The 13,432-nt window shown below is 64.9% G+C and carries 10 protein-coding genes; 6 read left to right on the forward strand and 4 right to left on the reverse strand.

What is annotated here, in order from left to right; all coding sequences use genetic code 11:
* Window positions 1–678 precede the first annotated feature (678 nt).
* Window positions 679–2,244 (reverse strand): winged helix-turn-helix domain-containing tetratricopeptide repeat protein, encoded by a 1,566-nt coding sequence (locus JEY66_RS09635; RefSeq protein WP_018273467.1) that lies wholly within the window; start codon window positions 2,242–2,244, stop codon window positions 679–681.
* A 239-nt stretch (window positions 2,245–2,483) separates the two neighbouring features.
* On the opposite strand from JEY66_RS09635, the gene JEY66_RS09640 reads away from it, so the two are divergent.
* Window positions 2,484–4,076 (forward strand): gamma-glutamyltransferase family protein, encoded by a 1,593-nt coding sequence (locus tag JEY66_RS09640; RefSeq protein ID WP_018273466.1) that lies wholly within the window; start codon window positions 2,484–2,486, stop codon window positions 4,074–4,076.
* A 54-nt stretch (window positions 4,077–4,130) separates the two neighbouring features.
* Here JEY66_RS09640 and JEY66_RS09645 read toward each other — a convergent pair whose 3' ends face one another.
* The 3 genes from JEY66_RS09645 to JEY66_RS09655 form a co-directional block, all read right to left on the reverse strand.
* Window positions 4,131–4,907, reverse strand: coding sequence for a TetR/AcrR family transcriptional regulator (locus tag JEY66_RS09645; protein ID WP_240536868.1), 777 nt, complete (start codon window positions 4,905–4,907; stop codon window positions 4,131–4,133).
* 126 nt (window positions 4,908–5,033) lie between these two features.
* Complete coding sequence (locus JEY66_RS09650) at window positions 5,034–6,245, reverse strand: amidohydrolase family protein (RefSeq protein ID WP_018273465.1); 1,212 nt, start codon at window positions 6,243–6,245, stop codon at window positions 5,034–5,036.
* 55 nt (window positions 6,246–6,300) lie between these two features.
* Window positions 6,301–7,293 (reverse strand): polysaccharide deacetylase family protein, encoded by a 993-nt coding sequence (locus tag JEY66_RS09655; protein ID WP_240536869.1) that lies wholly within the window; start codon window positions 7,291–7,293, stop codon window positions 6,301–6,303.
* A gap of 233 nt (window positions 7,294–7,526) precedes the next feature.
* Between JEY66_RS09655 and JEY66_RS09660 the strand changes: the two genes are divergently transcribed.
* The 5 genes from JEY66_RS09660 (at window position 7,527) to JEY66_RS09680 (ending at window position 13,427) form a co-directional block, all read left to right on the forward strand.
* Window positions 7,527–8,651: an ABC transporter substrate-binding protein gene (locus JEY66_RS09660; protein WP_016840205.1), complete on the forward strand. Its 1,125-nt coding sequence runs from the start codon at window positions 7,527–7,529 to the stop codon at window positions 8,649–8,651.
* 40 nt (window positions 8,652–8,691) lie between these two features.
* Window positions 8,692–9,567: a branched-chain amino acid ABC transporter permease gene (locus JEY66_RS09665; RefSeq protein ID WP_026193301.1), complete on the forward strand. Its 876-nt coding sequence runs from the start codon at window positions 8,692–8,694 to the stop codon at window positions 9,565–9,567.
* The gene (locus JEY66_RS09670; RefSeq protein ID WP_018273463.1) at window positions 9,564–12,098 is read left to right on the forward strand and encodes a branched-chain amino acid ABC transporter ATP-binding protein/permease; all 2,535 of its coding nucleotides are present in this window, start codon (window positions 9,564–9,566) and stop codon (window positions 12,096–12,098) included. The genes JEY66_RS09665 and JEY66_RS09670 overlap by 4 nt, the downstream gene beginning before the upstream one ends.
* 31 nt (window positions 12,099–12,129) lie before the next feature.
* The gene (locus JEY66_RS09675; RefSeq protein ID WP_125459099.1) at window positions 12,130–13,131 is read left to right on the forward strand and encodes an oxamate carbamoyltransferase subunit AllH family protein; all 1,002 of its coding nucleotides are present in this window, start codon (window positions 12,130–12,132) and stop codon (window positions 13,129–13,131) included.
* Between the two features lie 107 nt (window positions 13,132–13,238).
* A complete protein-coding gene (locus JEY66_RS09680) occupies window positions 13,239–13,427 on the forward strand; it encodes a hypothetical protein (protein ID WP_125459098.1) in 189 nt (62 codons plus the stop codon).
* The last annotated feature ends 5 nt before the right edge of the window (window positions 13,428–13,432 follow it).

Below are 13,432 nucleotides of genomic sequence, written 5' to 3' on the forward strand. Positions count from 1 at the left end.
CCACCAGGATCACTCATTCCGATCGGGCAGCTCAGCGATTCGCGTCATGGCGCAGGCGAAGGCATCAAGGTATCAAGGTGATTCGACCGCCAAGCAGCACAGATGCCTTCGGGTACGATAACGCAAACCAACCTATAGTCGTTAAGCTAAAGCCTGACTTGTACGTATTTGGGTATGAGTTTTGCCACGTTCTGCAAACGCTGATCAAACACGGCTGCGTGCCCGCTGAGCTCATCTATGAGGACGGAGGGGCGCTCATCTTTATTTTTGATCCCAATGAGAAGAAAGCGGAGCTATGGTCAGGATGGTGGAGGTGCGACAAGCCCGACATTTACTCCATCATCGAACCAGAGCATCGCGGGCTCGTGGATCAAATATTCGAAACCACGGACGCCTTCTTGGAGTTTTCCAATGCTCGATCTCCTCAGATTGAGCTGATCCCAGGCCAGATCCAAAAGATTCAAAGATCAGACGCTGCGTTTTTCCGCGGAGACGCTCCCCATCGTCCTCGACCTCCATGAAGAACTGCTTCCGCACAGCGTGCATTGGAAGCGTTTGCGCTTCGATATTGGGCGAAAGATTGCAGAAGATCCCGTGGTTCTCTGGGTGTGGGGAAAGGCGGTAGCGCTCCCCCGCTACCACGGGCCTCGAATTGCTCCACGCCATATTCCGATCGGCTCAGCCCGATAGGCCGGCCTTGCGCAAGCCGTCGAGGAAGTGCTCGCGATCGACTGAATTTCTGTACCTTTCGGCCCGTGCTCGAACGAGATCGAGGGTGTTCGCCGGCGGCGTTGCGCCGTTCGCGCTTATTTCACGACAACGTTCCGTGACGAACGCTTCGGCTTCGGATCGCGCTTCGCTGTGCCGACCCATCTGCGCATAACAGGCGGCAAGCAGACTGTGCGACCAGCGGTCGGGGGATCGCGCCTCCATCAGCGTCTTGACTGCTTCATCGTACCGGCGCCCCGAATAGAGCGCGAGCGCGTGGTACCAGTGGTACAGATTGGGCGGGAAAGGATTCAGTCGTTTGGCCGCACCGATCCAGGTGAGGGCCTCTCGCCACCGTCCCCAGTAGACCAGAATGTTCGCGAAAACGGCGGCGACATCGGCGTCGTTTGGATTGAGCGCGAGAGCTCGGCTGAAATGGATTTCAGCCTTGGCATCCTCGCGACGCAGGAACAGCAATTGCGCGAAGACGCCATGGGCCCAGGCGTCGCCGCCGTCGATGTCGAGCGCGGTCTCGATCTCGCTCAGCGCATCGTCGAGCTTCGCCGTGCCAGGCGATTCGAGAAACACGTCGCAGACGATCGTCCAGGCAATGTTGACGTGAGCGCGGGCATATTGCGGATCGAGCGCGACGGCGTCCCGGAAAAACTGCCTGGCTTCCGCCATGCCCTTCACGGTCAATTGACGCCAGCGCTCGTTGCCCAGCAGAACCAGGTCATAGGCGGTAATGTTCGGGGTCGGCTTGCGTCTGGCGATCTCGCGGCCGGCGTCCTCGAGCCGGCCCGGAAGGGCTGCGACGATTGCGCGGACGATCTCGTCCTGCAGGGCGAAGATGTCTTCGAGTTCGCGGTCGTAGCGCTCGGTCCAGAGATTGTAACCGCTCGCGCCATCGAGAAGCTGGACGGTCACCCGCATCCGGCTGCCGATCTTGCGCACGCTTCCTTCGGCCACGTACCTGACGCCGAGTTCGCGGCCGACTTGTTTGATCTCGGGCGTCTTGCCCTTGTAGGCGAAGCTGGAGTGGCGGGCGACAACGAACAGCGAGCGGAAACGCGACAGTTCGGCGATGATATCTCCCGTGATTCCGTCGGAAAAATATTCCTGCGCGGAATCGCCGCTGAGATTCGAGAACGGCAGCACTGCAAGCGACGGCCCATCGGGCACCGTTATTGCCGGCGCGGTGGGCAGGCCGGCGCCGGATTCGGCGGCGACCAGTGGCCCGACATAGCGGTAGCCGCGGCGCGGGAGGGTCTCGATCCAGGTCGTACCGCCCTCGACGTCGGCAAATACCCGCCGCAGAGCGGCGATCTGCACCGTCAGATTGCTCTCCTCGATCGCAAGCCCCGGCCACGCCGCCTGCATCAATGCGTCCTTGGAAACCGGCGTTCCGGCCTGCTCGACAAGCAGCCGAAGCAGCGTCACCGCGCGCCGCCCGAGCGCGACCGGTTCGGACTCTCGAAACAACATCACGGCTTCCGCGTCGAGGCGGTAGGGGCCGAATTCGTGGATCGTCGCCATGGTTCGGGAGACTACATTTTTTGCATCTTTTTCGGAACAGATTCAGGACCTCCGGGAATCCGGCGACCCGGCCGCTGCCGCTGACGCGCAGCTTCGCGCGGCCGAGTTCGGCTTTCGCTTCGATCCACCACGCGCGGCACCTCCGCCAGCAGAGTTCGCGCCGCGGCGGCCAGGCGACGGCCGCTTGACAATGTAAGTAAGAACATTATTACAAACTGCAGTTTTCGGGGAACGCGTTCATGCTGCAGACCAAGCGAAGCTATAGCGGAATGGTGACCGCGCCGCATCACCTTGCGGCGCAGGCCGGGCTTGCCGTCCTTTCCGAGGGCGGCAATGCGGTCGAGGCGATGATTGCGTCCGCCGCCACGATCGCGGTGGTCTATCCGCATATGAACGGCCTCGGCGGCGACAGCTTCTGGCTGGTCGGCCGGGCGGGCTCTGCGCCGGTCGGAATCCAGGCGTGCGGACGGTCGGCGAAGGCCGCCAGCCGCGCCTGGTATCGCGAGCATGGCTGCAGCACCATCCCAAGCCGCGGACCGCTCGCGGCACTCACCGCTGCCGGGACCGTCGATGGCTGGCAGAAGGCCTATGAGCTCAGCCGCGATCGCCATGGGGGGCGCATGCCGCTGTCGCGGCTGCTCGAACCTGCGATCGGCTATGCCGCCGATGGCGTCGCCGTGACCCAGACCCTGCACGACAACTCCACGAAGAAGCGCGCTGAACTGCAGGATGTGCCGGGCTTTGCCGAGGTCTATCTGCCGCAGGGCGGTCCGCTTGCGGTCGGCACGCGGTTGCAGCAGCCGCGCGTGGCAGACACGTTGCGGCAGCTGGCGCGAGCCGGCCTTTCCGATTTCTATCGCGGCGACCTGGCGCGTTCGATGGCGACTGATCTCGAACGGCTCGGCAGCCCGCTCCGCCTATCCGATCTGGAGCAGCATCAAGCCTCACTGGTGACGCCGCTGTCGGTCGATGTGGCGGGGCACAAGGTGTTCAACATGCCGCCGCCGACGCAGGGCCTGGCCTCGCTGTTGATTCTTGCGCTCTATGCCCGGCGCATGGCGAAGGAGGCGGATGGGGTCGATCATCTGCATCGGCTGGTCGAGAGCACCAAGGCGTCGTTCCGCATCCGCAATCGCTACGTGACCGACCCCGACTACATGGCGCGGGCGGCTGCCGGGTTTCTCACCGACGAGTCCATTGCGGCGCTCGAAAAGACCGTCGCCATCGATCATGCAGCGCGCTGGCCTGACCCGCCGACCCAGGGCGATACGGTCTGGCTTGCTGCGACCGACCGGAACGGCCTCGGCGTCAGTTTCATTCAGAGCATCTATTGGGAGTTTGGCTCGGGCGTCATCCTCCCCCAAAGCGGGGTCACCTGGCAGAACCGTGGGACGAGCTTCGGTCTCGCCGAGACCGACATCAACCGCCTGGAACCTGGGCGGCTGCCGTTCCATACCATTCAGCCTGCAATGGCTGAACTCAGCGATGGCCGGCTGTTGTCCTACGGCACGATGGGCGGCGAAGGGCAGCCGCAAACCCAGGCCGCGATCTTCACGCGCTACGCCTTGCACGGTCAGGACCTTCAGTCGACAGTGACCGCGCCGCGCTGGTTGCTCGGTCGCACATGGGGCGAGGAGAACAACAATCTCAAGGTCGAATCGCGTTTCGATCCTGCCGTTGTCGACGCGCTGCGGGCGCTCGGCCACGACATCCAGGTGGTCGGCGCGTTCGAGGAATTCATGGGCCACGCCGGCGCAATCGTCTGGCATCCGGACGGACTGCTCGAGGGCGCCAGCGATCCCCGCAGCGACGGCGTCGTCGCTGCCCGGTGAAGCGAGCACCCTTAGCTCGCACCAGCAGGCTGTTCGAAATCTGCCGCGCGTGAGCTAGCGTGCGGCGCCGGCGGGTGTTCTGGCTGCCGACGGTTTCCGTTTTCCCTCGCTTGCGGCCGCCATCGCCGTCAACCAGGTCATGATCACGTCCAGCGCGTGGTGGCGACGTTTCTCCAGCCAGTCCGGCTCTCCCAGATCCTTGTCGAACATCGCCGACAGCGTGTAGCGGTTGGAGACATGAAAATAGCTCATGGCCGTGATCGTGACGTAGAGCTGAACCGGATCGACGTCGCTGCGGAATAGCCCGACCGCTAGGCCCCGGCGAAGGATGTTTTCGATGCTCGCGACCAAGGGCAGCGTGAGGTCGGCGATCTTGCGCGATTTGCGCAGGTTGCGCCCGCGCTGCAGGTTCTCATTGTTGATCAGGGCAATATAGTTCTGGTGCGCCCCGAAAAAGGTGAACGTGAAGTTGATCAGCTCGCGCATGGCCGCGACGGGATCGAGGTCGTCGAGCTTGAGTTGCTGTTCGGCCGCACGGATCTCGGTGTAGACGTGTTCGAGCACGGCGAGATAAAGGCCGTTCTTGTCGCCGAAATAGGCGTACAGCAACCGCATGTTGGCTTTGGCGCGCTTCGCGATGGCTTCAACCCGAGCCCCGCCAATGCCGTTGCGGCAGAACTCGAACGTCGCCGCGTGCAGGATCGCTTCCTTCGTCAACGCGGAATCGCGGGCCCGTCTGCCCCGCGTGGCGCTGCGGGCCGGATTGGTCGATGCTGTCGTTTCAGTCACGGGACAAGCTTTTCTCAGGTTGTACGAGCCCAGCGCCGACAATATGTCCCCGCCCATCATGTTCAACGGGATGCGGGGCCTTGCCGTGCAGGCTCGCGGGATTGAGATCGCTATTGCGGTGGCTCGTCAAGGGGTAACCTTCCCGATGTTCCGGTCTCTACATCCACATCAGCGCGCTGCCGTCACGATCGTGCCGCCATGCGCGACGAGGCGCCCGTTCTTGTAGACGTCGCGCGGCCTGGGCCGGGCCACCACCGCCTCTTGCACGTGCTGCGCGTCGAGCACGACGAAGTCCGCCGCCGCGCCCTTGGCCACCCCATAGTCCCGGAGGCCGAGGGCCTGCGCGGCATTGGTGGTTACCATGTTGAAGGCCGCCGCTAGGTCGGCATCGGTGCTGAAGCCGGAGCGGTAGCCGACGATCATGGCGCGCTCCAGGAGGTCGCCATCGCCGTAGGGCCACCAGGAATCGCGGATGTTGTCATTGCCGGCGAACACATTGACGCCGGCATCGCGCAGCAGCAACACCGGCGGAAACGCATGCGCTCCGGGCGCGTTGGTCAAGATCGCGACTCCGGCCTCCGCGAGCAGCTGCGCGGTGCGCTGAACGGCATCACGCGGCACCTCGCCGAGCGCATAGGCATGGCTGATCGTGACCTTGCCGCCGAGCCCGAGGGCCTTCGTCCGGCGTGCAATGTTCTCGATCTCGAAGATACCGAGCAAGCCGCCGTCATGCAGGTGAATGTCGATGCCGACCCCGCGCCGGTCGGCAATGCCGAAGATGACGTCGAGATGCCCGTCGATGTCGGCATCGTAACCCGCCGGATCGAGGCCGCCGACCAAGTCCGCGCCGGCGCGTACCGCCTCGTCGAGCAGTCCGGCTACGCCCGGCGATGTCACGATGCCGCTTTGCGGAAAGGCGACGATCTGGACCGACACCTTGTTGCGGTGCGCGTCGCGCGCCGCCATGACCTGCTCGAGATTGCGCAACCCGACCTGAAGGTCGATATCGACGTGGCTGCGCATCTGGGTCGTGCCGTGCGCGACGCAGAGGTCGATCAGCGCCGCCGCCCGCACCGCAATCGGCCTGGCGCCGGCAAGTGCCTCCTTTTCGAACTTGACGCGCTCGCGCACGCTGAAACCGGCGGTGCAGGGGCGGTGGGACTTCCAATCGTCGCCGACGAAGCCCTTGTCGAGGTGGATATGACCATCGACCAGCCCCGGCAACACAAGGCGTCCGGTCAGATCAAGGGTTTCGCGGGCCGCGACCGGGGATTGGGAGTGCGACGCGATCGAGATGATGCGGCCGTCGCATACGGCGACATCGACGGTGCGCCCATCGACCAGTCGGGCGTTTCGAAACAGCGTGTCGACAGTGCTCACTGGTCGTCTCCGGTTCGTTGCAAAGGCGAGGCGATCGGGGCCCGATTTGTTTTCATCATGTTGGGACGATGCCATCCGGTAGCGCGCGCGAGAACGCGGCTATGCCTCCCGCGGTGGTGATCCAGATCTCGTCACGCCGCGCCAGGATTGTCTGCAGAGCGCGGCGCAGCGGACGCAGGCGGTGCGGCTGGCCGACCAGATAGGGGTGCAGCGCAATTCCCATGACCAGCGATTGCCTTTTCGACTGTGCCAGCATCTCCTCGAACGCGTCGGTGATCATGGTGGCGAACTGCTCGCCGGAGTCCTTGCGACCGACGATCGAGGGGATATCGTTCAACTCCTGCGGATAGGGCACTGAAAGGATGCGGCCGCCGTTCCGCGTCGAGAACCACACCGGCTGATCGTCCATGCACCAGTCGAGCAGGTACTCGTAGCCTGCTTCGGCCAGCAGATCGGGTGTGACCTGTGATTGCGAAATCCAGGGTCCCAGCCAGCCGCGCGGCCGCCGCCCTTCGGCTCGCGCGATGACATCGGTCGCTTCCGCGATCAATTGACGCTCCTCGTCGGGCGCAAGCACACCCTGGCGCTCGGAATTGGTGCGGCCGTGACCGACGACTTCGTCGCCGCGGGCGCGAAATGCCTCCATGACTTCAGGGCAGTAGTGATAGATGCTGCTGTTTGCGAGCACCGACAGCTCCAACTCGTCGAACAGCTCGATCAGGCGCCACACGCCGACACGGTTGCCATAGTCACGCCAGGCGTAGTTGAGGACGTCCGGATGCGGACCGCCGGGGCAGAGCTCGGCACCGAGTCCGTCGCCGAATGCGAAATGCTCGAGGTTGAGACCGACATAGACGGCGAGCCGCCGTCCTTGCGGCCAATTGAAATCCGGACGTTGCCCGATCGCGCTGTAGCGATAGCGCCCGTGGGCGGCGAGGGCGGGTCCGACAGAATCCGAGCGCAGTACCGCTTCCCCGCGCGACAGGCGGTCGCCATCTTCCGCGATCGAGATCAACACGTCGCGGGCCTCGACATTCCTTGGGTCCATCGGAATTTTCTCCGCGCGGCTGATCGCTCGCTTGACATCGGAATATTTTTGAAGAAAGTTTTTACTTCCGTCAAGTCCGCGCATAAGCGGCAGCGGAGGAACTGGCGGCTTCGATGCCGAGGCCGCCATCAGCGGGAGGAACACCGAAGATGAACTTCAGGAGCATAGTTTCGTCCGGACCTGCGCGTCGTTGGCCGGCTTGGCACGCCGCAGCGACGATCCTGCTGGCCGCGTTGCCGTTCACGTCTGGCGCGCGCGCGGCCGAACCGATCAAGATCGGCCTGGTGACCGCCCTGTCGGGGCAGTCGGCGCGCGCCGGCGAGGCGCTGACCCGCGGAGCGACGATCGCCATCGAGGAAATCAATGCGAAGGGCGGCGTACTTGGACGTCCGCTCGAGCTCGTCCGCCGCGACGACGAGAGCAATCCGGCCAAAGGGCTGATTGCCGCGCGCGAGCTGATTCAGCGCGAGAAGGTCGCGGTCCTGGTCGGCGGCCTCGACACGCCGGTCGAGCTCGCCATCGTGCCGTTCGTCAACAACGTCAAGGTGCCGTTCGTCGTGCCGTGGGCCGCCGGGACCAACATCACGCGGAACGGCGCGCCGTCCAACTACGTGTTCCGCGTCTCGGCCATGGACGATGAGGTCGACAAGGCGATCGTCCAGTTCTCGCGCAAGACCTACAATGCGAAGAAGCCCGGGCTCATCCTCGTCAACAATCCCTGGGGCGAGTCGAACGAGCATGGCCTGAAGGCGGCATTGAAGGCCGCAGGAATTGAGCCTGCCGGCGTCGAGAAGTTCGAAGGCAACGACGTGGATGTCGTTTCCCAGCTATCGCGGCTGAAGCAGGCCGGCGCCGACACGCTCTACCTGGTCGGCAATGTCGGACCGTCCTCCCAGGTGGTGAAATCGCTCGACCGCATGGGCTGGGCGCCGCCGATCGTCTCGCATTGGGGGCCGGCCGGCGGCCGCTTCACCGAGCTCGCCGGGCCGAGCGCGGAGAACGTGATCTTCGTCCAGACCTACAGCTTCTTCGGGAACCTGTCGCCGGTCGGCAAGCGGGTGATGTCGGCCCTGCAGGCGAAGTATTCGGATATCAAGGGGCCTGCGGACGTGACGCCGGCGGTTGGCGTCGCCAACGCCTACGACTCCATCCTGGTCATTGCGCGAGCAATCGAAAAGGCCGGTGGCACCGAACCGACCGCCGTCCGTGACGGTTTCTACGCCATCGACCGCGTGGACGGCTTGATCAAGACCTACGAGAAGCCGTTCGCGCAAGACAAGCACGATGCGCTGACGGCGGGGGACTACATCTGGGCGCGGTTCGAGGACAACCACATCATGCCGTTCGCGCGGAACTGACCGCGCGCGATCGTCCGACAAACAAGCAGGGTAGTCATCGATGTCATTTCTTCCCGCGGTGATAACAGGACTGGCGCTGGGGAGCATGTACGGGCTGCTTGCGCTTGGCTTCCACGTCACCTACGCCGTCTCCGGCACGGTCAATTTCTCCCAAGGCAGCTCGATGACCCTGGGAGCCGTTGCCGGATACTTCTTCCTCGTGCTGTGGGGATGGCCGGCCGCGGCCGGCATTCCCGCCGTTCTGCTCGTCTGCGCGCTCTATGGCCTGCTGATTGAGCGCTTTGCCGTCCGGCCGTTCGTGCAGCGCGGCTCCGACAATTGGCTGATGGCGACCGTTGCGGTCGGCATCATCGTCGACAACGTGATGATGTTCGTCTTCGGCAAGGAGCCGCGCAGCTTTCCGTCCGTCCTGGCGGCCAAGCCGATCCAGATCGTCGAGGGCGCGGGGGTCTATCCGTTGCAGCTCCTGATTCCCGTGGTCGGATTGCTGCTGGCGCTGGCACTTCATCTGCTCAGTCGCCGGACGCGCCATGGCGTCGCCATGCTCGCGGTGGTCCAGAATCCGAACGCTGCGCGGCTGATGGGCATCAACGTCAGCGGCGCCATCGCGGCAAGCTACGCGGTCTCGGCGATGCTGGCCGGGGTTGCGGCGCTGCTGATCGCGCCCCTGTTCAACGTGTCCTCCGAAATGGGCACGCTGTTCGGCATCAAGGCCTTCGCGGCGGCGATCATCGGCGGCCTCGGCAGCGCCTGGGGCGTGATGCTGGCCGGGCTCTGTCTCGGCCTGATCGAGGTGTTCGCGACCAATTACCTGGGATCGGTCTACACCCAGATCATCACATTCGCCTCGGTGATCGCGATCCTTGTCGTCCTCCCCCACGGGCTGCTCGGCCGAGCCGGAGTGAAAAAAGTATGACCTCTCGCGTCTCCGTTCTCGCCGCCGTCGCGGCACTCGCGGTCGCCATCCTCTATGCCGCCGTTGCCGACAGCTACGGCGTGTTCCTGGTCGCGACCATCTCGCTGACGGCGATCGCCTGTATCGGCCTCAACGTACTGCTCGGTTTGGCGGGGCAGATCTCGCTCGGCCACATCGGCTTCATGGCGATCGGGGCCTACACGACCGTGCTCCTGATGGAGAAGGCGGGGTGGCCCTATCTTGCGGCGACGGCTGCCGCGATTGCCCTTGTCAGCGTCGTCGGTGGTCTGCTCGCCATGCCGGCCTTGCGCGTGCGAGGTCCATATCTCGCGATGGTGACGATCGCCTTCGGCTTCATCGTCGAGCACGGCACGATCGAGTGGCGCGACCTCACGGGCGGCGGCAACGGCCTGATCCTGACCGCGCCACCAGAGGTGTTCGGCTTTCCGCTGTCGGAGCGGCATTTGGCGATCGCGGGCATCGTGCTGGTGTTCGCCGGCCTCATCCTGTTCGAGCGCTTGAAGCGGAGCGGCTGGGGCTACGCTATGCGTGCCGCCCGCGACACTGAAGTTGCGACGCGCTCGATCGGCATTGATCTCGTGCGGGTCCGCACCGTGGCGTTCATCATCTCGGCCGCTGCGATGGCGTTGGCGGGGGCGCTGTTTGCACCTCTGCAGGGCTATATCAGCCCGAGTTCGTTCCCCTTTCTGCAATCGATCCTGCTGCTGTTCGGCGTCATGGTCGGCGGCGCCGGCTCGGCGCTGGGGCCGGTGATCGGGGCGGCGCTCGTCGTGCTGCTGCCGGAAATGCTGTCCGACCTCGCGGAGTATCGTCTGCTGGCCTTCGGCGTGCTGCTTTTCGCCGTGCTGCGAGTCGCGCCCTCAGGCATCATGGGGCTGATCGAGCAATTCGCGGCAAGGTTCCTGCCGACGGGATCGAAGGCCGATCCGGGCGCGGTGGGCGTCGAGCCGGTCGCCGACCTCGGCATCGGGACCAGCCGCGCGTCGCGTCTTGACGTCACAAGCCTCTCGATCTCGTTCGGCGGTGTCCGCGCCGTGCAGGATGTCTCGTTTACCGCCGAACCCGGCACGGTGACCAGCGTCATCGGCCCCAATGGTGCAGGGAAAACCAGCGCGCTGAATCTGCTTTGCGGCTTCTATCGTCCGAAATCCGGCACCGTGAAGCTTGGCGACCGCGACGTCACCGGTTTGCCGTCGCACCAGCTTGCACGTGTCGGAGTGGCGCGGACGTTCCAGACGACGCAGCTATTCGGCTCGCTCTCGATCATCGAGAACGTCCTGCTGGCGGCGACGGCGGGCAAGCTCGGTAACATCGTGTCGGCGCTGCACAATGAGGCGCAGGAGCGCCTCGCGCGGTCGCTGTTGCGCTTTGCCGGTGTCGACGGCGATTTGAGCAGACGCGCGGACTCGCTGCCCCATGGTGAGAAGCGACTGGTCGAGATCGCGAGGGCGCTCGCCTTGCGACCGAAGATCCTGCTGCTCGACGAGCCGGCCGCGGGTCTTTCGAAGGGCGACAAGCAACGGCTGACGGTTCTGCTCCGTCGCATCGCGGAGACCGGGATCGCGGTCATCATCGTCGAGCACGACATGCCGATGATCATGTCGCTGAGCGACCTCATCGTCGTTCTCGATGGCGGCAAGCGCATCGCGATCGGCGATGCGGCGGCGATCCGCAACGATCCGCTGGTCCGCAAGGCCTATCTCGGCGACGCGCCGTCGGGTGAGCGGCGCCGCGCGCCACGCCCGGCGAAACAAGGCACGGCGCTCGAAGTCCGCACGCTCGATGCCTTCTATGGCCTGTCGCGGGCGCTCGGTGGGATCGACCTTGCCGTCGCCCCCGGCGAGGCCATCGCCGTACTCGGTGCCAACGGAGCAGGGAAAACCACCCTGATGCGCTCGATTGCCGGCCTCGAACCACCGCGGTCGGTCGGAGAGATTCGGCTGTCCGGCGCCCGCGTCGACAAGATGCCGGCGCATATCCGCGCCAGGGCAGGCATCGTGCTGGTGCCCGAAGGACGGCAGGTGTTTCCCGAGCTGACGGTGCGGCAGAACCTGCGGCTCGGCGCTTTCGCACGCAAGGGCCTCGATCTCGACGCGGAGATCGACGCGATGTTTGCCCGCTTTCCGCGCCTGAAGGAGCGCATCAATCATCGCGCGGGCCTTTTATCGGGCGGCGAGCAGCAGATGCTCGCGGTCGCGCGTGGGCTCCTGACCGCGCCCAAGGTCTTCATGCTTGACGAGCCGTCGCTTGGACTGGCGCCCCTTGTCGTCGACGAGCTGTTCGCGTCGTTCGAGCAGCTTCGCGTCGAGGGGATGACCTTGATCGTGGTCGACCAGATGGCTGGGCAAGCCCTTGCGCTTGCCGACAGGGCCTATCTGCTCGAGACCGGCGCCATCCTGAAGAGCGGCGCGGCCGAAATCATCGCGGAAGATCCCTCGCTTGAAGCCGCCTATCTCGGCGGAGAGGCTCACGGGAGTAGTGTGCCGCGAACCGCAGTGCTCGCGTCCTGACGCCATGGTTGCGCAGCGGGAGATCGGTGTGATGCGGCCAGGCAATACGTTTCGCGACCTGCCCGGCGCGCCCGTGTCTGAACGATTCGACGGCGGTGCCGTGATCGAGGTCGGCGTGCTGGCGCGCCGCGCGCTACGCAGCGGACGGCGCGGCCGCATTGCGGCGGTGTTCGAGCGCAGCCTTTATGCGGTGCTCGACGATTGCTGGATCTGCATCGGTGTCAAAGACCTCGGCTCCGGCCCGCTGCATCTTCTGTGCACCGGGATCGAACCGCGGCTGCTCGTTCCCGGACAAGAGGTTGCGATCGTCGACACGATGCTGCTCGTCGACGGTATGCGGTTTGCCGGTTTCGAGACGGCCTCCGTATGGGCGCCGCCGCCGTCGCCGGAATGGACGCTCGACAGTTTGCGGGCAGGCCTTGCGATGGTCGATCGGGTCTGGCTTCGCTTGCCGGTCGAGCAGGGGCTGGCCGCGTCGGGTGGCGTGCAGCCTCCCGCAAGGCCGTCTCGGGTGCTCGCTGCCGCGGCGCCGGGGCTCGCCGCGCTTAGGCGATTGATCGAGGCCGGGCTTCGCGGAGAGCGATGTGTACCGCGCGACTACCCGGAGATCGTCGAATTGATCGGCCTTGGTCCCGGGCTCACGCCATCCGGCGACGACCTGATCGGCGGTGCGCTGGTCGCGCTCGCCGGCCTCGGCCGTCTCGCGACGCGCGATGCGCTGTGGAAGACCTGTCGCGCGCATCTCGGTCGGACCAATGAGATCAGTGCTGCCCACCTGCACAGCGCCGTGCTCGGCTTCGCGGCGGCGGCGCTCCATGAGGCCATCGACGCGACGATTGGCGGACGGGTGGATCGTATCAAGTCCGCGGTCGCGGCGCTGTCGCGGATCGGGCAAAGCTCGGGACTGGATGCGTTTGCAGGTGCGCTGATGGTGTTGCGCGCGATCGAGTGCCGGCTGCTCAACGACAGCGCGCTGCATCATGCCGGCCTCGCCGGCAACGGCCCGCCGACGCGATCAATCGCAGGGGCCTAAACGATCATGCGACGCAGCGGGAATTCGGACGACAGGTTGCGCGTGTTTGACAAAGTAAAAACTTTCTTACTAAGATCGATGCATCGGATCTCGGGAGGCCGCGAGTGGTGACCAAGCAGGAAGATACGCCGAGCGGGCGTCTGTTGATGAGCAAGCCGAGCGTGGTGAATGTCGGGCTGGCAGGCTTTGTGAAGGACTTGCGGGATTGCGATATCGAGGTCGTGCAGGTCGATTGGACGCCGCCTGCCGACGGCGATCCCGAAATGGCGGCACTGCTCGCCAAGCTCGGTACGTGAGAGGG

The organism is Bradyrhizobium elkanii USDA 76, assembly GCF_023278185.1.
In the GTDB taxonomy this organism is placed as follows: Bacteria; Pseudomonadota; Alphaproteobacteria; order Rhizobiales; family Xanthobacteraceae; genus Bradyrhizobium; species Bradyrhizobium elkanii.

What these genes read in the sequence shown, in the direction of transcription:
- JEY66_RS09635 (WP_018273467.1), bottom strand. Translation starts at nt 2,244, where the DNA reads ATGGCGACGATCCACGAATTCGGCCCCTACCGCCTCGACGCGGAAGCC.
- JEY66_RS09640 (WP_018273466.1), top strand. Translation starts at nt 2,484, where the DNA reads ATGCTGCAGACCAAGCGAAGCTATAGCGGAATGGTGACCGCGCCGCAT.
- JEY66_RS09655 (WP_240536869.1), bottom strand. Translation starts at nt 7,293, where the DNA reads ATGGACCCAAGGAATGTCGAGGCCCGCGACGTGTTGATCTCGATCGCG.
- JEY66_RS09665 (WP_026193301.1), top strand. Translation starts at nt 8,692, where the DNA reads ATGTCATTTCTTCCCGCGGTGATAACAGGACTGGCGCTGGGGAGCATG.
- JEY66_RS09670 (WP_018273463.1), top strand. Translation starts at nt 9,564, where the DNA reads ATGACCTCTCGCGTCTCCGTTCTCGCCGCCGTCGCGGCACTCGCGGTC.
- JEY66_RS09675 (WP_125459099.1), top strand. Translation starts at nt 12,130, where the DNA reads ATGCGGCCAGGCAATACGTTTCGCGACCTGCCCGGCGCGCCCGTGTCT.